This window comes from Roseibium sp. RKSG952 (assembly GCF_009711355.1).
Genome location: NZ_SMMF01000868.1, coordinates 1 through 21253, shown reverse-complemented (window position 1 = coordinate 21253; position 21253 = coordinate 1). Strand labels below are relative to the sequence as shown.

Below are 21253 nucleotides of genomic sequence, written 5' to 3'. Positions count from 1 at the left end.
GTTTCCGCCTTGAAAGGCTTCCTTATGGCGTCATCGCACACTTCTGTAGCGTGAGGTCATATCATGCATGTATCGATTGGCTTGAATATTCAGAGGTCTTTTGAAACGGGCTGAAGCGTTTTGACGTTTGACGGCATGACCGTCATATTCGGGCTGACAGGGGTGTTTACTCAAGAGACGTTATCGCCGGGGAAACCCATGTCCCGGGGAGCGTGGCGTTTGAGCAGCAAGGAAGCGCATGATGAGTATCGTGTCGGTGGAGGCCGCACCTGAACGGACTGACGGGGACATAGGCCGGGCGGTCGATGTCCTGACCCAAAGGTTCGGCGAACGCTGTGCGCGCTCGGAAGCTATCTGCGCCCAACACGGCCACACGACAACCTGGTTGCCGACACAGGCCCCCGATGCGGTGGTCTTTGCAAAAACGACGGAAGAGGTTTCGGAGGCTGTGCGCATTTGTGCGGAACACCGGACACCCGTCATTCCCTTTGGGGCCGGGTCGTCCCTGGAGGGGCATGTCAACGCGCCGCGCGGTGGTGTGTCCATCGATCTCTCCGGCATGAATGCGGTCCTTGAGGTGAATGCCGGGGATCTCGATTGCCGGGTGGAAGCCGGTATTACGCGAAAGCAACTCAACAGTTATCTGCGCGATACCGGTTTGTTCTTTCCGATTGACCCGGGCGCTGACGCCAGTCTGGGCGGCATGGCGGCAACGCGCGCTTCGGGTACCAACGCGGTCCGGTATGGCACGATGAAGGATGCGGTGCTGGGGCTCACGGTCGTGACCGCAAGCGGTGAGGTGATCCATACCGGCGGTCGGGCCCGGAAATCGTCTGCCGGCTATGATCTGACACGGCTGATGGTCGGCTCGGAAGGCACGCTCGGGATCATCACCGAACTGACACTGCGGCTTCACGGCCAACCGGAAGCGATTTCGGGCGGGGTTTGCCCGTTTCCGTCCGTTGACGCGGCCTGTCAGGCAGTGATTGCAACGATCCAGTACGGTATCCCGGTGGCACGTATCGAGCTTCTCGATCCGCTGATGGTCCGGGCATGCAACCAGTATTCGAAACTCGACTTGCCGGAAGTCCCCATGCTCTTCCTGGAATTTCACGGGACAGCGGCTTGGGTCCGTGAACAGTCGGCCCTGTTTGGCGAAATCGCCGGCGATCTGGGGGGCGGGCCATTTGAATGGGCGACCGAAGCCGAGGAAAGGACACGGCTTTGGGCCGCGCGTCATGACGCCTATTGGGCGTCAATCGGGCTGCGTCCGGGATCGAAAGCGGTAGCGACCGATGTATGCGTGCCGATTTCAAGGCTCGCGGACTGTCTTGAAGACACACGCCGGGATATTGCGGAGTGCGGGATTGTTGCCCCAATCGTGGGGCATGTCGGCGACGGGAATTTTCATGTTTGCCTTCTGGTTGATACGCAGGATCAGTCTGAAATCCGGCGGATTGAAGCGTTTGTCGGGCGGCTGAATCAGCGGGCCATCGACATGGGCGGTACCTGTACCGGCGAGCACGGCATCGGGCAGGGGAAAATGAAATATCTGCGCAAGGAACATGGCGGAGGCGTGGATATGATGCGCGCCATCAAGAATGCACTCGATCCGCATGGTATTCTCAATCCCGGCAAGATCACGCCGGGGGATTGAAGGCAACCGGCACGCGGCTGGCCGAAGCATGAATGGGACAGACCACGGTTTTTTAAGCATCGGCGTGTCATCACGTGCACAAGCCCAAACATGCCCTTGAAGGAGAATGGGTCTGAATTCGGTATATATAACTCTCGGCGTGGCGGTGGTTCTGGTGCTGGTGACAGCTCTGGTCGGGCCGTTTTTCGTCGACTGGACCGTCTACCGGTCCACGTTTGAATCCTACGCGGAACGTGTGTTGGGGCATAAGGTTTCGGTGCTTGGCAAGGCCGACCTGCGGCTGTTGCCGGCTCCGATGGTGACCTTTTCGGACGTACGTGTCGGCGAAGCGGACGATCCGCTTCTGGTCGTGTCCAATTTCCGCATGCGCGTTGAACTGCCGCCCCTGCTCAAGGGCGAAATCCGTATTCTCGACATGGAACTTGACCGCCCGCAGCTGAACGTCACGCTTGACGCGGATGGCCGTCTTGACTGGTTGAGCAATGCGGCGGCCAAGGGGGTATTGTCGGAACTGCCTCCCGACAATGTTGCCTTCCAGGGTGTTTCGGTCGTGAATGGCTCCGTCGTCGTGAATGACGAGAGATCCGGCGATGTCTACCGCATCGATCAGGTTCAGCTCGGTTTGAACGGCCGGTCGCTTGTGGGGCCCTACAAGGCCGATGGGTCCTTTTCCTACGACAATGCATCCTATTCGGTTGGACTTGCGACCGGGCGGCGTCAGGATGATGGTGCCATTCGGGTGACCGGCCAGCTGACCCCGGCCAACACGCCCGTGAACCTGTCAGTCGACGGGCTTCTGGCGCAAAGCGATCAGTCTCCGACTTTTGAAGGCAGTTTCAAGGCCCACTCGGTCCCGCTCGACGAGCAGCCAGCCGCCGCATGGGATATGACCGGGATGCTCGATGCGAATGTCGAAGGCATCACCATTCCGGAATTCGCGTTTCGTTTTGGGCCCGAGGACCGGCCGATCGGGGCGGACGGCTCTGCCGATCTGCATTTCTCGGGGCACCAGCGGTTCGAGGTCCGCGCCAAGGCCAAACAGCTCGATCTTGACCGGATCCTTGGTGGAGGGCCTCAGAAACCGGTTGTCATGAGCGCGGCAGCTACGGACCTCGGCAAGGCCTTGCAGGCGGTTCCGGTGCCGGAGATGGATGGCGTCATCGCGCTGGATTTTCCGGCCGTTGTTGCCGGGGGCGGGATCATGCAGGACGTGCGGCTTGATCTTGAAACCGCTCTGGGCGGCTGGCGCGTGGCCCGGTTTGCAGCACGCGCGCCCGGGCGCACAACCTTTGCAACCTCGGGCAACCTCGGGCTTTACCCGGCGCTAACCTACCAGGGGCGCATGTCCCTGACCTCTGAACAGCCCGGATCCCTGGCTGCGTGGTGGCAGCAGTCCGGCAAGGGATCTGCCGCCATTCAGCCCGTGTCCGTGGAAGGCCGGGTGAGCATCGTTCCTGACGGTGCTGCCTTTGATTCCCTTCAATTGTCCCTGGCCGGTGCGCGGGCCACGGGCGAAGTGTCCTACCGGGTCCCTCGAACCGGACCCCCGGTGTTCGACATGTCGCTGAATGCACAGCGGCTGGATGTCGATGAAGCCGAGGTGCTGGCCGGATTGTTTGCGCCGGTGTTTTCGGGGCAAGGCGGTGAAAACCGAGGCCTCGACGTTTCCCTGCAGTTGCGGGCCCGTGAAGTCCGGGTGCGCGGGATTGACGGCACCGGTCTGGATCTTGAAGCTGCATATTCGGGCGGCAATCTTCAGATCGAAAAACTGGCGGCAGCCGATTTTGCCGGAGCCGCATTTGATGTCAGTGGGGAGATCCGCTCCGTCACGACCGCACCGGAGGGCCGTCTTGACGGCACCTTGAATGCACGTGATCTGACCGGACTTGTCGCGGTCGCCGAAGGCATTGCCCCGGGCAATCCCGTCACCCGGCGCTTGGCAAAGGCGGCCCCCTTTCTGGTTCCGGCTGCGTTTCACGGTGAAATTGACGCGGCTGCCCAGGGCGAGACAAGCCGTGTCAGCCTGAATCTCGAGGGGTCGGCCGGTCCCGCAGAATTGTCGTTGTCCGGGGCGTTTGACGGCCGGGTAGACGCGTGGCGCGAGGCTGATATGTCGGTTGATGCCATGCTGACGGGACCCGATGGCGACCGGCTGCTTCAGCAGGTTGGTCTTGACATTCTGCCCGTAGACGCGCTTGGTTCAGGCGAGATTTCGCTCCGGGCGTCGGGGCAGCCCGGCAAGGGCCTGCAGACTGACCTGTCTGCCGCAATTGGCAGCGCGGAACTGCGTAGCCGGGGCACTGTTGTCTTCGCGCAGGACAAGCCTGTCTCCTACGATCTCGATGTTATGGCGGCAGCGCCGGACCTGACCCCGTTTGCGTTGTCGGCCGGGCGGGTGCTGCCGATCATGGCCGGGGCGATTCCCGCAGACATAGCCTTCAATCTTGAAGGCGCAGGCCCAGATACCGCCTTTACTGGTATCACCGGTGATCTGGCGGGTGTTGCCTTTGATGGCGCGTTGTCGGGCAGTTTCGAGCCGCTCGGCGGAGAAACAAACCGGCGGTTCAAGGGGCGGCTGAATGTCGGGGAGCTTGATCTCAAGACCCTTTCGGAAACCGTGCTGGGTCCAGATCAGTGGTATTCTGCGGGAGATGGCTCCAGCATCTGGCCGACCGTGGCTTTTGGGGCGCCGCTCTTTATCGGCACCGACCTTACCGTTGATCTGACAGCCGCTGTGCTCGATCTCGACGAGGTGACGCGCGTTTCCAATGTTGCGGGTGCGTTGCGTCTGACCCCCGATCTCTTGCGTTTTGACCGGATGACAGGAACATACGCGGATGGCTCCGTCGAAGGCGCGTTCACCATCCGCCGGTCTGGCGGGGAGGGGGCCTTTTCCGGGCGCGTCAAGCTGACCGATGCGGATTTGCGTGACATTGTGTGGCGCCGCGGCGGCCGCCCGATTGCGGACGGAACGCTTGATCTGTTTCTGGAGGCCGAAGGGGCCGGCCGGTCCATCTCGGCGATCGTGGCGGGCTTGTCCGGTGGCGGAACGTTCGAGATTTCAGATGGCACCTTGCGCGGGATCAATCCTCAGGCATTTCCGCTTGTGATGCGGGCGGCCGATGCCGGACTGGAATTGAGGGATGATCAGATCCGCGAGGTGTTCCTCAGCCACATGGACACCGGCAACCTTGATTTTTCAAGGCTTGAAGGCTCTCTCGCCATCGTCGGCGGGCGGGTCAATGCGCGCAATATCGTCGTGGATGCTCAGCAGGCGGAGATTTTCGGCTCCGCCGAACTCGATCTGAACACGCTGGAGCTGGACAGCGATTTTTCCATCGAGGTCGATCCGGGCGAGGAAGCGGTGACCGGTGCTCAGCCGCAGGTCGGACTGCTGTTTCAGGGCGATATGGCCGCACCCGCCCGATCGGTCGATATCGCGCCGTTTACCGCCTATCTGACGTTGCGCGCATTCGAGCAGGAAGTTGAGCGGGTGGAGAAACTGCAAAGCGAAATTCTCGAGCGCGACCGTTTGATGCGCGAACTCCGGCGCCAGAAGGAAGACCGGTTGCGCCGCGAACGGGACGCAGCAGAAGCGGCACAGGCGGCTGCGGAGGCGGCTGCAGCTGCAGAACGGGCTGCTGAGGCAGAAGCCAGCGCGCCCCAACTCCTGCCGGAAATCCCGCCAAATCCCGATGAGGCCGCTGCTGGTGCTGCAGGGGGCGGGACGCCTCTCCCGAATGCACCTGCACCGGGGACCGGGTCCATTCCTGTTCCGGCGCCTGCATCCGCGGCCCGGGCGGCGACCCTTCCCGCAGTGGACTTCACGGACCGGATCCGTTCGGTTCTTGAAGAGATCGAAAACGGCAATGCCCCGGTCGGGGAGCAGGGTAGCGGAGGTGCATCCGGAGCGGATGGTGCGGGATTGCCGCCTCTGGAACCGGCCCGATCCGTTGAACCGATCGGCTCGACCGGCACGATCAATACCCCGCCGCAGTCGATCGACGATGTCCTCGCAAGGGACAGCGGCTTGCCGGAGCGTGCGTTTCAAGGTGAGCCGGATTCCTTGAATGCCTCGCCGGATCCGCAAGGTTCGTTGGACGCCCGGCGGCAATATCTCAGGTCGCAACCCCAGCCGGAGCCCAAGCAGCCGCGCTACAGGACCTTGCCGAATGGTCTCGTCTTTGAGATCCCGGATTGAGGTGACGTTCCTGTCCCGCTAAAGCGGATTCTCCGGTCCGCCCTCGGTTTCGAAAGCGCTTTCGAGCGCCCTTTTCAGCACCCATACCCTGACAGTTGAAGACAAGGCATCTTCCGGTGTTCGCGTTTCGTCTATCCGGGCGATGACCGAAGCCAGCGAGCGGTTTTCCCGGTCGCTGACGCTGTCGATCACGGCCCAGAACTCGGGTTCAAGCGCCAGTGACGTGCGGTGGCCGTGCAAGGTAATGGACCGTTTGACGAGCGGCATGGTGTCAGACCGGCATCATTCGTTGCCGGACGTGTCGCCGCCATCAATCCTGTGGCCGTCGACATGCCCTTCAAGCTTTGCGCGCTCGGCGTCTTCGAGTTGCCTTTCAGCTTTGGTTCTGCCGAATTTCAGGCGGTTCTTTTCCGCCTGCTTGTCCTTGTCCGCGCGGGCCTTGCGCTTTCTGGTCTGGCGCAGGTTGATGATCTCCGCACTCATCGGAAGACTCCGGTCAGGTCTTTTTGCGGAACGCGTCAAGAGAGACAACTTCGCCGCTGGCCTCGGCCTTCTTGTCGCCGGCTTCCTCCGCAACAGCCGGTTCGGCGGCTGCCGTTTTGGGTTCGCTCGTTTCTGCGGCCAGGGCCGGAGCCTTCTGCGGGGTCAAAACGTCCGCTGTATCCCGTTCGGTATTCGCAAGCTCTTCAACGGCTTCAAGCAGTTCTTCCGGCAACTCCTCAGCGGTCTTGCCAGGGTCGAATTCAAGCGCGAACTGGACCGATGGATCAAAGAAGCCCTTGATCGCGGAGAACGGAACCAGCAGCTTTTCCGGAACACCGCCGAAGGAAAGACCGACCTCGAACGTATGTTCGCCAATCGACAGGTCCCAGAACTGGTGCTGGAGAACGATGGTCATTTCCTGCGGGTAGCGCTCTTTCAGCCTTTGTGAAATGCGCACACCCGGAGCGTTGGTGTCGAACGCGATGTAAAAGTGATGCTCGCCCGGCAATCCGGTGCGCCCCACTTCAGTCAGGATTTTCCTTACAGCGCCACGCAGCGCGTCCTGAATCAGGATATCGTATCGAAGCAGGTCTTCAGCCATATTATCGCGTCGTTAGTCAGTCGGTTGTCAGGTGTGCGGCCCATCCGGAGCGCTGTCACCCGCGTTATAGGAAAAGAAAGCCTTCCCGTCGAGTTTCTGAAGTTTAACGGGATTCAAAAGGAATGAAAGCTCCCCAAACGTGGAATCCCCGTCTCCGGCCCGGAAAGGTTCACCGGTGGAGCAGATCGGTCCTGTAAACCAAATGTTTCTGGAGGTTTCAGTGGAGGCTTCTGTTGCCAGGTGCCTCCGGACCCCGCCTGCTGGTGCTACCCAGCAGGGCTTTAAAGGACTACTGGCACCGCATTACGCAGCGACAGCGTTGTCCATAGCATAGTTGTCGTTTGCAACTATTAGAACAGCCCGATAACGGTGGTACAATGCCGAGCAAAAGCACAGTCTTTACGCCCTCGTCGATCCTGTTTCGCCCCCGCCGAAACGCAGAAACCTGCATTTGGGCTGCTCTGCGCTTGGGTGGAGGCGCCGGGTACCGCCCCCGGGTCCGATAGGTTTATTGCACTGACCATTTATTGCCATAGCTGGTTGCCCAGCACGGGCAGATATAAACTCTTGCGACAGCAAATGAAAGGGGGGAGCGCTCCCAGTCCGCATTGTGTGGGGACTATTGAGGTGAATGGCGGGGAAACGGCGCTTTTCAAGGGGGCTGCAATGGCCTAAACCGGCAGGAATGGACAAGAGGCCTCCACCAAACCGGTAGCATTGGGGAAAACAGCGTGCAGCAGTATCACGATCTCATGCAGAAAATTCTGGATGAGGGCATCGACCGGGGCGACCGGACCGGCACCGGAACGCGGTCGGTCTTCGGCCATCAGATGCGGTTTGATCTTTCCGAAGGTTTCCCGCTTGTCACGACCAAAAAGCTGCACCTGAGGTCGATCATTCACGAGCTTCTGTGGTTTCTGGCGGGGGACACCAACATCCGTTACCTTAAGGAAAACGGCGTCCGGATCTGGGACGAGTGGGCGGATGAAAACGGCGAACTGGGACCCGTCTATGGCTATCAGTGGCGGTCCTGGCCGGCTCCCGGCGGCCGGTCGATCGACCAGATCGCCAATCTCCTTCACATGATCCGCACATCGCCGGAAAGCCGGCGTCTGATTGTGTCGGCCTGGAACCCGGCTCTGGTCGATGACATGGCGCTGCCGCCCTGCCATGCCTTGTTTCAGTTCTACGTGGCGGACGGCAAACTGTCCTGTCAGCTCTATCAGCGCTCGGCGGATGTGTTTCTGGGCGTGCCGTTCAACATCGCCTCCTATGCGATGCTCACCATGATGATTGCGCAAGTGACCGGATTGAAGCCGGGCGATTTTGTCCACACGCTGGGTGATGCGCATCTTTACGCCAATCACTTCGATCAGGCGCGCGAGCAACTGACCCGGACACCGCGTGCTTTGCCGGTGATGTCGCTCAATCCCGATGTCACGGATCTGTTTGCCTTCCGGTTCGAGGATTTCGAACTCTCTGGCTATGATCCGCATCCGCATATTGCGGCGCCTATCGCGGTTTGATGAGGGGCAGGATTGGGAAATGCCATCTGGAAAAGCTGAAATCTTCCTGATTGCCGCCGTGGCCCGGAACGGGATTATCGGGGCGGACAATGACATGCCCTGGAAACTGTCTTCCGACCTGAGGCAGTTCAAGGCCCTGACCATGGGCAAGCCGGTCGTGATGGGGCGCAAGACCTTCTTGTCCTTTGGCGGAAAACCCTTGCCCGGCCGTCCGCACATCATCATTTCGCGCGATCTAGATTACGCTCCCGATGGCGCCGAGGCTGCGAGGTCGCTCGAGGCAGCACTTGCGCGCGCGCAGGTGCTTGCATCACAGAGCGGTGCAGACGAAATTGCCGTGATCGGTGGCGGACAGATTTACGGTCAGGCCATCGGTTTGGCGGATCGTCTCGAAATCACCGAAGTCCTCGCCGAACCTGCTGGCGATACCCGGTTTCCGGACATTGACCCGGCCGTCTGGCAGGAAACAGCAAGGCGGCAGGGCGTTCGCACCGAACGCGACAGCGCGGAATTTTCCTTCGTGACTTACCGGCGGAAAGCCGAGGCGGAATGAACAAAACGGACATGACCAAAGAAACCACAAGCATCTGGCATGCGTTTGCCGAATTGAGCGCACACGACCTTCACGCACTTTTGAAGCTGCGCCAGGATGTGTTCATCGTCGAACAGGAATGCGCCTATCCGGACATTGACGGGCTGGATCCCGTGGCGCTTCATTTGCTGGTGTTTGAAGCAGGAGCCGGTGATCTGGTTGGCGCCCTGAGGCTGTTTGCGGGATCTGAAAGCGAATCGGCCAGGATCGGCCGTGTTGTCATCGCGCCCGCTTACCGCGGCTCGGGTCTTGGGCGCACATTGATGGAAAGCGGACTGGCAAAGGCGCGGGCGCTTTCACCGGGCGGGACGGTTGAAGTGTCTGCTCAGGCGCATCTGGACCGTTTTTATGCCAGCCTTGGCTTTAAAAAGGTGTCCGAAACCTATCTGGAAGATGGTATCCCGCATATCGATATGCGCCTGACAGCGTGACGCCATGGCGCAGTTTCCGATTTCAGCTTGAAATCACACGGACTTAAGACCACTTGGGTCTGGAACTGTGCCGGTGACATCTGGGAGGAGGCGGCGGGCTTTCATTGAACAAGTCCGGGATTCCCCCTATAACCTGCCTTAAGTTTAAGTGAATGATCGGAAACCTTCCGGAAGGGGTCTGGAAGGGTTACGACCACAAGAAGGAAGCTTGGATGCCTTGGAGCAATCAGTCAGGTGGCGGTGGTCCCTGGAAAGGCGGTGGGAACAATGGCGGCCCATGGGGCGGCGGCGGTGGCAACAACGGCGGCCCATGGGGCGGCGGTGGCCCGAATCGCGGCGGTGGCGGCGGTGGCGGCGGCAATCCGCCGGATCTTGAGGAACTCTTGAAAAAGACACAAGACCGGATGAAGACCGTGCTGCCGGGCGGCGGCGGCCTTGGTGTCGCCGGTGTGCTGGCGGTCATTGCCGTGGTGCTTGTCGTCTGGATGGCGTCGGGCCTCTACCGTGTCAACGAAGGCGAGGTTGGTGTCGAACTGGTGTTCGGCAAGGTTACGGACCAGACCCCTCCGGGGCTGAACTACAACTGGCCTTACCCGATCGGCGAAGTCTACAAGCCGCAAGTCCAGCGCCAGCGCGAGCTGACCGTCGGGGTTGAGGAGTTCCTCACCGGAAATTCCCTGCGGTCCCGCGATGTTCCGGCTGAAAGCCTGATGCTGACGGGTGACGAAAACATCGTCGATGTCGGTTTCAAGGTGCAATGGCGCATCAAGAACACCCGTGAGGGCATTGACAACTATCTGTTCAACATTCAGGACCCCGAAGGCACCGTGAAGGCCGTCGCCGAAAGCGCGATGCGCGAGGTTGTGGGCAACTCAAACATCGATTCGATCCTGACCGAAAACCGGGTCGCGATTCAGAACGATGTCGATCAGTTGATGCAGAAGACGCTTGATGCCTATCAGGCGGGGATCGAAGTCACGGAAGTCCAGATGCAGAAGGTCGACCCGCCGCAGCAGGTCATTGATGCGTTCCGTGATGTTCAGGCAGCACGTGCCGACCAGGAGCGGATCCAGAACGAGGCGCAAACCTATGCCAACCGGGTGGTTCCGGAAGCTCGCGGTGAAGCGGCACGCGTGATGGAAGCGGCCAATGCCTATCGCGATCAGACGATTGCCGAGGCGACCGGTCAGTCGCAGCGTTTCGACAAGATCTATGCTCAATACAAGAATGCTCCGGACGTGACGCGCGAGCGTCTTTATCTGGAGACCTTGGAAAAGGTCCTGGGATCCAACAACAAGATCATCATTGACAGCAAGGCAACCGGCCAAGGGGTTTTGCCGTACCTGCCGCTCAATGAAATATCCCCGCGCACCAGCACCCAGACCAGCCGTACGGGAGGAAATCAGTAATGCGTGGTGGTATTCTCGCCATTCTGGTCGTCATCATTGCGGTGGTGGCCTATTCGTCCCTGTTCATCGTCAACCCGACGCAGCAGGCATTGGTTCTGCGCTTCGGTCAGATCGAAAATGTCCAGACCGAACCGGGGCTCAAGTTCAAGATCCCGCTGGTCGACAATGTTGTTTATCTCGACAAGCGCATTCTCGATCTGAACATGCCGCCGCAGGAAGTGATTGCCGCGGACAAAAAGCGGCTTGTTGTCGATGCGTTCGCGCGGTACCGGATCGAGAACCCGGTCCTGTTTTATCAGCGCGTGAACAACGTGCGTGAGGCCAATCAGCGTCTTTCGACCTTCCTGCAGTCCTCACTGCGGTCCGAACTTGCAACTGCGACATTCACTGCCGTGGTTCGCGACGAACGCTCGTCCTTGATGGAGAACATCCGGAAGGATGTCAGCACGGCCGCCTCCGACCTTGGCATCGAAGTCATTGACGTGAAGATCCGCCGGGCGGATTTGCCGGAAGCCAACTCGCAGGCGATCTTTGCACGCATGCAGACCGAACGTCAGCGGGAAGCTGCTGAAATCCGGGCCCAGGGTGAGGAACAATCCCGCCGGATCCGGTCCCGCGCCGATCGCGACGCGACTGTTCTTGTCGCTGAAGCAAAGCGGGATTCGGAAATCATCCGCGGTGACGGGGATGCGGAGCGGAACCGGATCTTTGCCGAAGCGTTTGGCAAGGACCCTGACTTCTTCGCCTTCTACCGGTCGATGCAGGCTTATGAAGCCGGTCTGAAACAGGGCGACACCAGCCTGGTTCTGTCGCCGGATTCCAGCTTCTTCCGCTACTTCAACGACCCGATGGGCCAGCCGGCCGAGACGGAACGGGCTCCGGCCGCGACCACCTCGGCGCCGAACGTGGCCCAGTCGCGCCAGGCCCCAGCGCCTGCGCAATGAAGGAGCTGATCCTGGCGATCGGCCTTGTGCTGGCGATAGAGGGAACCCTCTATGCGCTGGTGCCGGGCGGGGTCAAGAAACTGATGCAAAGCGCCCTTGAAACACCGGATTCGGTGCTCCGGATCGGCGGGGTGGTTGCATTGGCTCTGGGCGTCTTGATCGTCTGGTTTGTACGCGGATAACATAAACGTGGGGAAGCGGGCGGTCCTTTTCTTGGCCGCCCGTTTTATATTCGAATACAGTTTTTGATCCTGATACTGTCCAAACTGACAGGATTAATGGACCGGGATGGAGGATTTCGCCCTATGGCTCCCCAGTTTCTTCAACGCAGCCTCGGAGCGGCCCGTGCACTGGGCACGGCGGTGGTGCTCGGCGGCCTGATTGCCGTTCAGCCGGTGTCCGGCGCTCTGACGCAGGTGCAGGGACCGAATTCGGTTGCCGACCTTGCCGAGGACCTTGCCGACGCGGTGGTCAACATTTCGACGGCACAGACTGTCCAGGGCCGCCGCTCGGTGCCCTTGCCGCAAGTGCCCGACGGGTCGCCGTTTCAGGAATTCTTCGAGGAGTTCTTCAACCGTCAGGAAAGAGGCGAGGAACAGCCACGGCGTGTTCAGTCCCTCGGGTCCGGTTTTGTGATTGATGGTGTGGAGGGCATCATCATCACCAACAACCACGTGATCGAAGGGGCGGACGAGGTCACGGCCAACTTCAATGACGGCACGAAACTGAAGGCGGAAATCATCGGCACCGATGAGAAGACCGACATTGCCGTGTTGAAGGTGGAACCGGAAGAGCCGCTTGTCGATGTTCAGTTTGGCGATTCGGACGGGATACGCGTTGGCGACTGGGTGATGGCGATCGGCAACCCGTTTGGTCTTGGGGGAACAGTGACGGTCGGGATTGTGTCGTCGCTCAACCGCGACATCAATTCCGGTCCCTATGACAATTTCATCCAGACGGATGCCTCCATCAACAGGGGCAATTCGGGTGGTCCGCTGTTCGACATGAACGGCAATGTGATCGGAATCAACACGGCCATCATCTCGCCCTCCGGCGGGTCGATCGGCATCGGCTTCGCAATTCCGGCCAAGACGGCAACACGGGTGATCGCGCAATTGCGCGAGTATGGCGAGACGCGGCGCGGCTGGCTGGGGGTGCGCATCCAGGAAGTCACCGACGAGATTGCCGAAAGTCTGGCGATGGACGAGGCCATGGGCGCGCTCGTGGCAGGGGTCACCGAAGGCGGTCCGGCAGAAGATGCGCTGATCGAGCCTGGCGACGTGATCCTGGAGTTTGATGGCCGTCCGGTCGATTCCATGCGCGAGTTGCCGCGCATGGTCGCCGAAACAGCCATCGGCAAGGCGGTCACCGTGGTTGTTCTGCGCAAGGGCGAACGTGTGACGCTGGATGTAACCCTTGGCCGTCTTGAAGAGGCCAGTGCGGACACGGAAACCTCCGAAGCGACGGCCGAAGATGATGGCGCGGGACCGGTTCAGGAGGAAGTGCTTGGCATGATCCTGTCGGCACTGGACGAAGAGGGACGTTCCGAGTTCGGTATCGATGAAAAGGTTACGGGCGTTCTGGTTCTGGAAGTGGCTCCGGGGTCCTCTGCGCAGGAAAAGCGCATACAGGCTGGCGACGTGATCAAGGAAATCGCCCAGGAACCGGTTTTGACGCCGGCAGACGTGGCGGCGCAGATCGAAAAACTGAAGGATGACGGCCGCCGGACCGCCTTGCTGTTGTTGTCCAACGAGAATGGCGAATTGCGCTTCGTTCCGGTCCGGATCGATGATTGATCCGGGCTTTCCGACACACGAAAGGGCGCCGCTTTGGCGCCCTTTTTTGTTTCCGCCCATGTGCTCGCTACGCAATCGGTTTGCGGGGACGACCGGACGAATTAACTCAACGAAAACTCTGACTGCCGGTAGCCCTGAAAATAGAGCAGGGCGGTGAGGTCACCGTGGTCGACGCGATAGTCGGCAGCTGCAGCAACGGCCGGTTTGGCCCGGTAGGCGATGCCTGCCCCGGCGAGCTCGATCATGGCAAGGTCATTGGCGCCGTCGCCGACCGCGATTGTTTCGGCTGCTGAAAGATCCCGCTCGTCCATCAATTCGGCCAGCCGCTGCCGTTTTGCGTCACGCCCGAGAACAGGCTCGCTGACCTGCCCCGTCAATTTGCCGTCCTGTTCCAGCAGTGTGTTCGCCTGGTTTTCGTCAAAGCCGAGAAGCGCGGCAACGGCCTGTGTGAAATGAGTGAAACCACCTGAGACAAGCGCGCAATAGGCCCCGTTTTCCTTCATTGTCTGGACAAGCGTCCGGCCGCCCGGCATCAGCTGGATGCGGGTCGAGAGGACCGTTTCGACACTCGAGACCGGTAGCCCCTCAAGCAGGGCGACACGTTCGCGCAAGGCGGGGTCAAAGGCGATTTCGCCCTGCATGGCGCGTTCGGTGATTTCGGAGATACGGTCCTTGAGACCAAGTTCTGCGGCCAGTTCGTCAATGCATTCCTGCCGGATCATGGTCGAATCCATGTCAGCGATCAGAAGCTTGCGCTTGCGCCCGAGCTGCGGCTGGACGAAGACGTCGACCGGTTCGCCGTCAATGAGGTCAATCAGCGCTTGCCGGGCGGTCTCCGGCTGCATGCCGTCAAAGGCAAAGTCGGCAGCAATGTCTTCCGCCAGAACCACAGGATCGGCGGTGAGTGGCAGGCGACTTGCCGCAGAAGCGATCAGCTCGGCTGAAACCGCCGGTTTCGCGGGATTTGACACGAGCGTTGCGACAAGAGACATGGAGCTGACCTTGGGTTGGAAGAGTGAGGACATGAAAAAGGCACGAGCAATTCTGATAGCGGGACCAACCGCAAGCGGCAAGTCGGCATTGGCGCTCGAACTGGCTGAGCGCCTGAATGGTGTGATCGTCAATGCCGACTCCATGCAGGTTTATGAGGAACTGTCAATTGTGACAGCCCGCCCGGATGAAACCGACATGGTCCGTGTTCCGCACCGGCTCTACGGATGTGTGCCTGCCAGAACCGCCTATTCCACAGGAGATTGGCTGCGCGCGGTGACCCGTGAAATCAAAACCGTTACCGGCGAGGGCCGGCTGCCCATTCTTGTCGGCGGCACGGGTCTTTACTTCAAGGCACTGACGGAAGGGCTGGCGCAAATCCCCGATATCGATCCGGAGGTCCGGGCCGCGTGCCGGGACTTTGCCGAAAAGGCGGGCGTGGAGGGTGTGCGGGCTGCCCTTACCGGTGTGGACCCGGAAGCCGCAAACGGACTTCAGGATCTGCAGCGTTTGACGCGGGCCTTGGAAGTGGTGCGCGGCACCGGCCGGCCCCTTGTCGAGTGGCAAAAACAGGCGCAAGCGGAGGCCGTCTTGCCGCAAGCCGATACAGCGCGTCTCGTCCTTGCTCCGCCGCGCCCGTGGTTGCACGAACGGATTGGCGAGCGTGCTGGGCTGATCCTGCGGCCCGGCGGCCTTGCCGAAGTCGAAGAGCTGCTCAAGCAGGACCTGCCTGCATCGCTGCCTGCCATGCGTGCGATCGGGGTCAAGGAGGCCCGGGATCTGTTGACCGGCGAGGCGTCTTTTGCCGAGGCTGCGGAGCGTCTGACTGTTGCAACGCGGCAATATGCAAAGCGTCAGGAGACCTGGTTTCGAAATCAAATGGGAAATTGGCCCCGGATTGATGTTGCGAAAAATTCATCCGAAGCCTTGGCCCTTGAATTTTTGGGGGATTTTGAACGGCGCTATCTCTGATAGTGCGCTGCAGTGTAAGTTCGAGATGAAATCTTCAGGAAAACCAACTATTCTGCCGCAACGGTAATCAAGGGTCGGGGAGCCCGTGACAGCGTGAATGCGATTTAGGGTTGCAATCACGTGTGGCATAAGCCTATCCATGGTCCATGGAAGGGGCGGCTGTTCCCAGACTCAAGGGAGGCAGACTTGCACGGATTGGTGATGGAGAGCGGATTCCTCCGGTTTGAGAGGTTTGCGCCCGATGATGTGGGTCTGATTCGCAATTTGTGGTCAGATCCCCGGGTGGCACGGTTCATCTCTTCCGATGATAACAACTGGTCGGCGCGGGAAGCGGATCGCTTTGTCATGTCGGCTCTCGAAGATCAGGAGCGCCACGGATTTTCCAGATGGAAGGTTGTGGCAATCGACGGGACTTTTTTGGGCTGGGCCGGTTTTGCAGTCCTTGAAGAAACCTCGGAGATCGAACTCGACTACTGTTTTGCGATGGACGCGCTCGAGGCCGATCCGGAAATGCCCGAGCGCGTGTGCCGTGACCTGATCGAGTGGTTCTTCGACAACACCTATTTTTCGCATCTGGTTTCGGTGGTGCGCACCGACAACCGGCTCGTGCGCACTGTCATGCTGGACTGTGGCTTCTATTATCGGGAAAGCCGGCAGATCAACGGGATGCCCTGCGACATTTTCCAGATCCTGAGCCCCTTCATGCAGTCCTATGTGTTAACCGCCTAGCCAGAGGAGATCCTGGGAAGTGCCGCCTCCGGAAGTTTGGGGCGGCGGATGAAAATATGGCCGGAACATGTTGATGCATCAGCAAGAAACCGATCGTCCAAAATGATCATTGAATTGTCGCATCTGCCACACATATTCCTGCTACCTCATGCTTGCCCCTGAGATGGGGCGTGAAAGAAAAAGTCACAGAGGAGGTTTCTGTGCAGAGTTTCTCCCTCGTTTCCGGGTCCAACCGGCTGTTGCCGCTTGAGCCTTCCGATGCTTCGGATCTTGAGGAATTGCTCACGCAAGCACGTCTGTGTTCATTGAACGGCATGACCGATCGAAACGTCGATGCCGATGCTTGCAGACAGCGTTTGAGCGATGTGCTTAAAACCCGCATCACCTATGGTTTGCAAACTTGGAAAATCGTTGACGAGGCCGATGTGCCGGTCGGCGTTTGCGGGTTTTCGGTGGCCGAGGAAACATCAGAAATCAACCTGTTTTATTGTTTCACCGCGCGCGCAATGGGCCGGGATCCGGATTTGGCCCGGCGCGTGTGCCGCGATGTCATCGACAGCTTTTTCCGGGCGACCTACTTCACCCATTTGATTTGCACCGCGCGGCGCGGGGACCATCAATTGCAGCGCCACCTGGAGACTTTGGGCTTTGCCTACCGCGAAACCCGGCAGATCGGCCGTCATCTGGTTGATGTGCATCAGGTTCTAAGCCCGGTGGTCGCACAATATCTCGAAGCCGGATAATAGGCGCATCAGCAGCAAGGGCGCCCGCTGGGCGCCCTCCAATCAATCAAGAAGTCTTGTAACCTCACACAGCTTGCAGCGCGCCCGGGTTGATGCCTTGCTGGCGGGATGCGAGGCGGTTCATGGCCGCCACATAGGCGCGTGCCGAGGCAACCAGGGTATCGGTGTCCGCGCCCTTGCCGGTCGATATCCGGCCATTGGCTTCCAGCCTGACAGAAACTTCTGCCTGCGCGTCGGTGCCTTCGGTCACCGCATGTACCTGATAAAGCTGCAAGGTGGCCTCGTGCGGGCAGATCGACTTGATGGCATTGAAGGTCGCATCGACCGGACCATCGCCATTGGCTTCCTTGGTCACGTGCTCGCCATTGACATCCATGGTCAGGATTGCCTTCTGAGGGCCGCCGGTCCCCGCGATCACGGTCAGGGCAATCACCTTGATGCCGTCACCGGCGATTGCGATTTCGTCCTCGACCAGAGCCTCGATATCCTCGTCATAGACGTGCTTCTTGCGGTCGGCCAGTTCCTTGAAGCGGCGGAAAGCCTCCTGAAGCGCGTTGTCGCCCAGCTCGTAGCCCAGTTCGCGCAGCTTGTCCTTGAATGCATGACGGCCGGAATGCTTGCCCATCACCAGTGAGGTCGCTTTGACGCCGACATCTTCAGGCCGCATGATCTCGTAGGTTTCGGCATTTTTCAGCATGCCGTCCTGATGGATGCCGCTTTCATGGGCGAATGCATTCTTGCCGACAATCGCCTTGTTGTACTGGACCGCGAAACCGGACGCACCCGCCACCATCTTGGAGGCCCGCATCAGGAATTGCGGATCGACCTGGCTGGTATAGGGCAATATGTCGGAACGGGTTCGGATCGCCATGACGATCTCCTCCAGCGAGGCATTGCCCGCGCGCTCGCCCAGACCGTTGATGGTGCATTCGATCTGGCGTGCGCCACCCGCAACACCGGCGAGCGAATTGGCGACCGCCAGCCCCAGATCATTATGGGTATGCACGGAAAAGATCGCCTTGTCGGAATTCGGCACCCGTTCGATGATGTCCTCAAACATCTTCTTGTATTCTTCGGGCGTGGCGTAGCCGACCGTGTCCGGCAGGTTGATCGTGGTCGCACCGCAGCGGATGGCTTCCTCGACGCATTTGCACAGATACTCGATCGGGGTCCGGGTTGCGTCCATCGCCGACCATTCGACATCGTCGATCAGGTTGCGCGACCGGGTCACCGTATCGGTGATGATGTCGAGAACCTGCTCTTCCGTCTTGTTCATCTGGTATTTCAGATGGATTGGCGACGTTGAGACGAATGTGTGGATCCGGCCGCGCGATGCGTTTTTCACCGCGTCCCCACAACGGTCGATATCGGCGTGGATCGCACGCGCCAGACCGGCGATGACGGAGTTTTTCGAGTTTTTCGCGATTTCGCTGACAGCCTCGAAATCGCCATTGGAGGCAATCGGGAACCCCGCCTCGATGATGTCGACGCCCATGTCGTCGAGGATTTCGGCGATTTGCAGCTTTTCTTCCAGCGTCATCGACGCGCCGGGCGACTGTTCGCCGTCGCGCAAGGTGGTGTCGAAAATCCGAACCTGGTTGTTGTCGGTGGTCATGGCGTTGTCCCTTGGGCTTCAGATCTGCGTCCGGACGGTTTTGTCCTCAGAGGCCCGGCGCGATCCAATTGTCAAATTATGGTGTTGCGCTTTTTCTCCCCTGAATGCCCGTCCATGATGACACGGATCAGCCGACGCTCAGGGGCATCTAAGGAGGAGTTCGCCAAGAAGAGCCAGGCCGCCGCGCATGGAGAGCGCGTCGCTTTCGATCATAGCAATGTCGCCGTGTGCGATCATGCGGTTCCCGTTGGCCTTGCTTCGTAACGTCATCCGGTTTTGTGCGTCACCGGTGACGGATCATTAGATTTGTTTCGTTCTTAGAGGACTATTTTTCAAGATGCAACCCGTTTGCGGCATTCAGGAATGTCAATGGAAAGACCGTCACCCGAATGGCGTCCGGTTATGCGGACCGGGACAATCCGGCACAGGCGATTTTCGCAAAAGTCCGCAAACGTCATGAGACGGATCGGCCGTCAACCGGAGCTGGCCCGGAAACCTGCCAGGATCTCGAGCGATTTTTCCCTTGTTTCCGATGCGCTCGGGGGGCGGGCATTGAGATCACGGAAACCGGCATCCCATGCCTGAAGCTGATCGTTGTAACTGGTCAGCATCTGCGAAAGCGCTGTTGGTGTGCCATCGGGGCCGATCAAATACAGGCCTTCATTTGCAGACGTGTCATACATCTGCCAGATGAGTGAAAACGGAACGCCCCATTCAACACTTGCCTCAAGCACATCGAGGGTAAGATCGTATTGCTGCTCCGCAGAGACGTATTTGAGGTAAAATCCGAACTCGCCGATGAACACGCGTTTTTCAAATGGCAGGTCTTGCTTTTCCGGCAGCAAGGACTCGATGTAGTCGAGATTGTCCCCGAGAGCTTCACCATAGCGGCCAAGATTGCTTTCGGTCAGGATCACGTCATAGGCGGAATAGGAGACCAGATCGACATTTGTCCGGGGCAGAACCGCATTGACCACCCGCTCGAAACCCTGGTCCTGGGCGTCGTCGACACGGTTGACTTCAAGATAGTGATAAATCGATACACCACTTGCATCCGTGTCCGCCCTGGCCTGGTCAATGGCGTCCTGACGCAGGTTCAACCAATCCACAAGGCCGTCGATCCGGGTGTCATCGACGGTTTCAAGGGTGGGGTTCCACTCCAGAAGGTTCCAGTCGGTTTCCCAGTTGCCGATGTAAAAAGTCTTTCCGGTGTTTTCGAAAGTCTCCAGAAGGTAACGGGCAAGGTCGTAGGTGACCTGATATTCCTGATCATACTCCTCCTGGCTGATGCCGTTATTGTCGGCCCAGGGGCCGGAGCGCTCCAGCCAGAAAAAATAGTGATCGAAATCCATGGCCAGAACATCCCGAAAGGCTTCGTTTTGGGTCAGGAGCTCAACCGGTTGCCATTGGTAAAGGCTGGACATGCCATAGAGCGTCGGATCAAGCGCAATCTTGAGGATGTTTGAGCCTGTGTCCCGAATGGCCTTGGCCGTTTCCACAAGCGCGTTCTCATCGCTCAGCGTGTAGCCCGGCCCGATTGTCTGGGTGCCGATGATCGGATTGAGCGGTGCTTCTCCGTCCCAGTCACTTGACGGGGCCAGCGGAGGCGGCGGGGTGCCGGCAACCGGTTCGTCATGTGGAGCGGGCAGGTCCTGAGTGCCGGAAACAAAGGCAACCGGCATGATTTCAAAGCCTTCGCCCGCGTCATGCGAAGCATTGAAGCCGATGCTGATTGCCTCTCCCGCCTTGACGGTCACATAGTCCGCATCCGGCTGAAAAATGGCAAAGCCGCCCTCCTGAATGACCGAAGCGTTCCAGGCCGAATCTATGCTTGCATCGGATGGCAGCTCAATCCTGATGCCGCCGAGCGCAACATCGTCCGCGGTCGTGTTTCTGACGATAATGTTCGCGCTCACACCGGTATCCCAGTCGGAGGCTTTCAGGACGGAAACATCGAGCGTTGTGGCCGGTGTCATGTCATCGCCGCCGGGCATCGGGGCGGGAGACGGCTGTACCGGAAGCGCTGGAACTTCGGGACTGATCACATCCCCTTCGGTTGCCAAAAGGGAAAACCGGAAATCGGGCTCTTGCCAGCCGTCGGGTCCGAGTTGAACATTGAACCCGAATGCGGCGGCTTCACCAGACGCAATGACCATGCGTTCGCTGTCCGGTGCGGCCGTGACCAGATCGCCGGACACGGAGAGATCGGCGTTCCAGGTGTGCTCGATCATGTTCCGGGTTTGCCAGCTAAGCTGCCAGTCCGTGATGTCGTCTTCGCCCCGGTTTGTGACGACGACCGACACACTGGCACCGCCGTCCCATTCTCCCAGAACAATCGTATTCACTTCGATCTGAGGATCATCAAACCAGTCGACCAATGCGCCGCCTCCGGGAAAATGCCGTTTAACAGTCATGGTCGGGTACACATGGAGTGCGTCTTTTTGATGGTTCTGGAAATAATTCGTTACAGTCAGCAATAATGGCGCCGCAGGCGAATACCCCGGCCTTGTCAGATGGGGAGTGGCAAGGCGCAACAGGCGGAGCCTGCGCATCTTGGGATAAAA

Annotated in this window: 18 protein-coding genes and 1 other RNA gene; 12 read left to right on the top strand and 7 right to left on the bottom strand. The window is 59.5% G+C overall.

From position 1 onward, the window contains the following. Nucleotides 1-241: 241 nt before the first annotated feature. Together E1297_RS12125 and E1297_RS12120 are read left to right on the top strand one after the other, a co-directional pair. Nucleotides 242-1657: an FAD-binding oxidoreductase gene (locus E1297_RS12125; protein WP_155138400.1), complete on the top strand. Its 1416-nt coding sequence runs from the start codon at nt 242-244 to the stop codon at nt 1655-1657. Between the two features lie 106 nt (nt 1658-1763). Continuing rightward, entirely contained in the window at nt 1764-5858 is a 4095-nt protein-coding gene (locus E1297_RS12120) for an AsmA-like C-terminal region-containing protein (RefSeq protein WP_155138392.1), read from the top strand. Between the two features lie 18 nt (nt 5859-5876). On the opposite strand, the gene E1297_RS12115 is transcribed toward E1297_RS12120, so the two are convergent. The 4 genes from E1297_RS12115 to ssrA all read right to left on the bottom strand — a co-directional run bounded on the left by E1297_RS12115 (nt 5877) and on the right by ssrA (nt 7531). After that, entirely contained in the window at nt 5877-6125 is a 249-nt protein-coding gene (locus tag E1297_RS12115; protein ID WP_155138391.1) for a ribbon-helix-helix domain-containing protein, read from the bottom strand. Nucleotides 6126-6140: 15 nt separating this feature from the next. After that, nucleotides 6141-6341, bottom strand: a complete 201-nt coding sequence (locus E1297_RS12110; RefSeq protein ID WP_155138389.1) for a DUF4169 family protein — start codon at nt 6339-6341, stop codon at nt 6141-6143. A gap of 13 nt (nt 6342-6354) precedes the next feature. Further along, nucleotides 6355-6942 carry an SspB family protein gene (locus E1297_RS12105; RefSeq protein WP_155138387.1) on the bottom strand — a complete coding sequence of 196 codons (588 nt, stop codon included), beginning with the start codon at nt 6940-6942 and terminating at the stop codon, nt 6355-6357. 219 nt (nt 6943-7161) lie between these two features. Next, nucleotides 7162-7531: a transfer-messenger RNA gene (gene ssrA / locus E1297_RS12100) on the bottom strand. 142 nt (nt 7532-7673) lie between these two features. On the opposite strand from ssrA, the gene E1297_RS12095 reads away from it, so the two are divergent. The 7 genes from E1297_RS12095 (at nt 7674) to E1297_RS12065 (ending at nt 13640) form a co-directional block, all read left to right on the top strand. Next, nucleotides 7674-8468 carry a thymidylate synthase gene (locus E1297_RS12095; RefSeq protein ID WP_368669539.1) on the top strand — a complete coding sequence of 265 codons (795 nt, stop codon included), beginning with the start codon at nt 7674-7676 and terminating at the stop codon, nt 8466-8468. Nucleotides 8469-8487: 19 nt separating this feature from the next. After that, nucleotides 8488-9021, top strand: a complete 534-nt coding sequence (locus E1297_RS12090; RefSeq protein WP_155138385.1) for a dihydrofolate reductase — start codon at nt 8488-8490, stop codon at nt 9019-9021. After that, on the top strand, nt 9018-9491 hold the full coding sequence (locus tag E1297_RS12085; protein WP_244327733.1) for a GNAT family N-acetyltransferase: 474 nt from the start codon (nt 9018-9020) through the stop codon (nt 9489-9491). The genes E1297_RS12090 and E1297_RS12085 overlap by 4 nt, the downstream gene beginning before the upstream one ends. 212 nt (nt 9492-9703) lie before the next feature. Continuing rightward, nucleotides 9704-10900 carry an FtsH protease activity modulator HflK gene (hflK, locus tag E1297_RS12080; protein WP_155138394.1) on the top strand — a complete coding sequence of 399 codons (1197 nt, stop codon included), beginning with the start codon at nt 9704-9706 and terminating at the stop codon, nt 10898-10900. Next, nucleotides 10900-11844 (top strand): protease modulator HflC, encoded by a 945-nt coding sequence (gene hflC, locus E1297_RS12075; RefSeq protein WP_155138383.1) that lies wholly within the window; start codon nt 10900-10902, stop codon nt 11842-11844. The genes hflK and hflC overlap by 1 nt, the downstream gene beginning before the upstream one ends. Beyond that, the gene (locus E1297_RS12070; RefSeq protein ID WP_155138381.1) at nt 11841-12026 is read left to right on the top strand and encodes a DUF2065 domain-containing protein; all 186 of its coding nucleotides are present in this window, start codon (nt 11841-11843) and stop codon (nt 12024-12026) included. Before hflC ends, E1297_RS12070 begins: the two co-directional genes overlap by 4 nt. Before the next feature lie 123 nt (nt 12027-12149). Further along, nucleotides 12150-13640: a Do family serine endopeptidase gene (locus E1297_RS12065; protein ID WP_155138379.1), complete on the top strand. Its 1491-nt coding sequence runs from the start codon at nt 12150-12152 to the stop codon at nt 13638-13640. Nucleotides 13641-13741: 101 nt separating this feature from the next. On the opposite strand, the gene serB is transcribed toward E1297_RS12065, so the two are convergent. Further along, nucleotides 13742-14632 carry a phosphoserine phosphatase SerB gene (gene serB, locus E1297_RS12060; protein WP_155138377.1) on the bottom strand — a complete coding sequence of 297 codons (891 nt, stop codon included), beginning with the start codon at nt 14630-14632 and terminating at the stop codon, nt 13742-13744. A 31-nt stretch (nt 14633-14663) separates the two neighbouring features. On the opposite strand from serB, the gene miaA reads away from it, so the two are divergent. From miaA to E1297_RS12045, 3 genes are all read left to right on the top strand, one after another. Beyond that, nucleotides 14664-15602, top strand: a complete 939-nt coding sequence (gene miaA, locus E1297_RS12055) for a tRNA (adenosine(37)-N6)-dimethylallyltransferase MiaA (protein ID WP_244327732.1) — start codon at nt 14664-14666, stop codon at nt 15600-15602. 186 nt (nt 15603-15788) lie between these two features. After that, entirely contained in the window at nt 15789-16331 is a 543-nt protein-coding gene (locus E1297_RS12050) for a GNAT family N-acetyltransferase (protein ID WP_155138373.1), read from the top strand. Nucleotides 16332-16531: 200 nt separating this feature from the next. Then, on the top strand, nt 16532-17074 hold the full coding sequence (locus E1297_RS12045; protein WP_196223284.1) for a GNAT family N-acetyltransferase: 543 nt from the start codon (nt 16532-16534) through the stop codon (nt 17072-17074). 64 nt (nt 17075-17138) lie between these two features. Here E1297_RS12045 and E1297_RS12040 read toward each other — a convergent pair whose 3' ends face one another. Both E1297_RS12040 and E1297_RS12035 read right to left on the bottom strand, forming a co-directional pair. Further along, nucleotides 17139-18689, bottom strand: coding sequence for a 2-isopropylmalate synthase (locus E1297_RS12040; protein ID WP_155138369.1), 1551 nt, complete (start codon nt 18687-18689; stop codon nt 17139-17141). A 473-nt stretch (nt 18690-19162) separates the two neighbouring features. Further along, the coding region (locus tag E1297_RS12035; protein WP_209015761.1) for a cellulose binding domain-containing protein at nt 19163-21253 on the bottom strand (2091 nt) is incomplete at its 5' end.

Excerpts from the sequence above, each read along its gene's own strand:
- E1297_RS12070 (WP_155138381.1), top strand. The coding sequence starts at position 11,841 with ATGAAGGAGCTGATCCTGGCGATCGGCCTTGTGCTGGCGATAGAGGGA.
- E1297_RS12110 (WP_155138389.1), bottom strand. The coding sequence starts at position 6,341 with ATGAGTGCGGAGATCATCAACCTGCGCCAGACCAGAAAGCGCAAGGCC.
- hflC (WP_155138383.1), top strand. The coding sequence starts at position 10,900 with ATGCGTGGTGGTATTCTCGCCATTCTGGTCGTCATCATTGCGGTGGTG.
- E1297_RS12105 (WP_155138387.1), bottom strand. The coding sequence starts at position 6,942 with ATGGCTGAAGACCTGCTTCGATACGATATCCTGATTCAGGACGCGCTG.
- E1297_RS12065 (WP_155138379.1), top strand. The coding sequence starts at position 12,150 with ATGGCTCCCCAGTTTCTTCAACGCAGCCTCGGAGCGGCCCGTGCACTG.
- miaA (WP_244327732.1), top strand. The coding sequence starts at position 14,664 with ATGAAAAAGGCACGAGCAATTCTGATAGCGGGACCAACCGCAAGCGGC.
- E1297_RS12090 (WP_155138385.1), top strand. The coding sequence starts at position 8,488 with ATGCCATCTGGAAAAGCTGAAATCTTCCTGATTGCCGCCGTGGCCCGG.
- hflK (WP_155138394.1), top strand. The coding sequence starts at position 9,704 with ATGCCTTGGAGCAATCAGTCAGGTGGCGGTGGTCCCTGGAAAGGCGGT.
- E1297_RS12115 (WP_155138391.1), bottom strand. The coding sequence starts at position 6,125 with ATGCCGCTCGTCAAACGGTCCATTACCTTGCACGGCCACCGCACGTCA.
- E1297_RS12120 (WP_155138392.1), top strand. The coding sequence starts at position 1,764 with ATGGGTCTGAATTCGGTATATATAACTCTCGGCGTGGCGGTGGTTCTG.
- E1297_RS12040 (WP_155138369.1), bottom strand. The coding sequence starts at position 18,689 with ATGACCACCGACAACAACCAGGTTCGGATTTTCGACACCACCTTGCGC.
- serB (WP_155138377.1), bottom strand. The coding sequence starts at position 14,632 with ATGTCTCTTGTCGCAACGCTCGTGTCAAATCCCGCGAAACCGGCGGTT.
- E1297_RS12085 (WP_244327733.1), top strand. The coding sequence starts at position 9,018 with ATGAACAAAACGGACATGACCAAAGAAACCACAAGCATCTGGCATGCG.
- E1297_RS12125 (WP_155138400.1), top strand. The coding sequence starts at position 242 with ATGAGTATCGTGTCGGTGGAGGCCGCACCTGAACGGACTGACGGGGAC.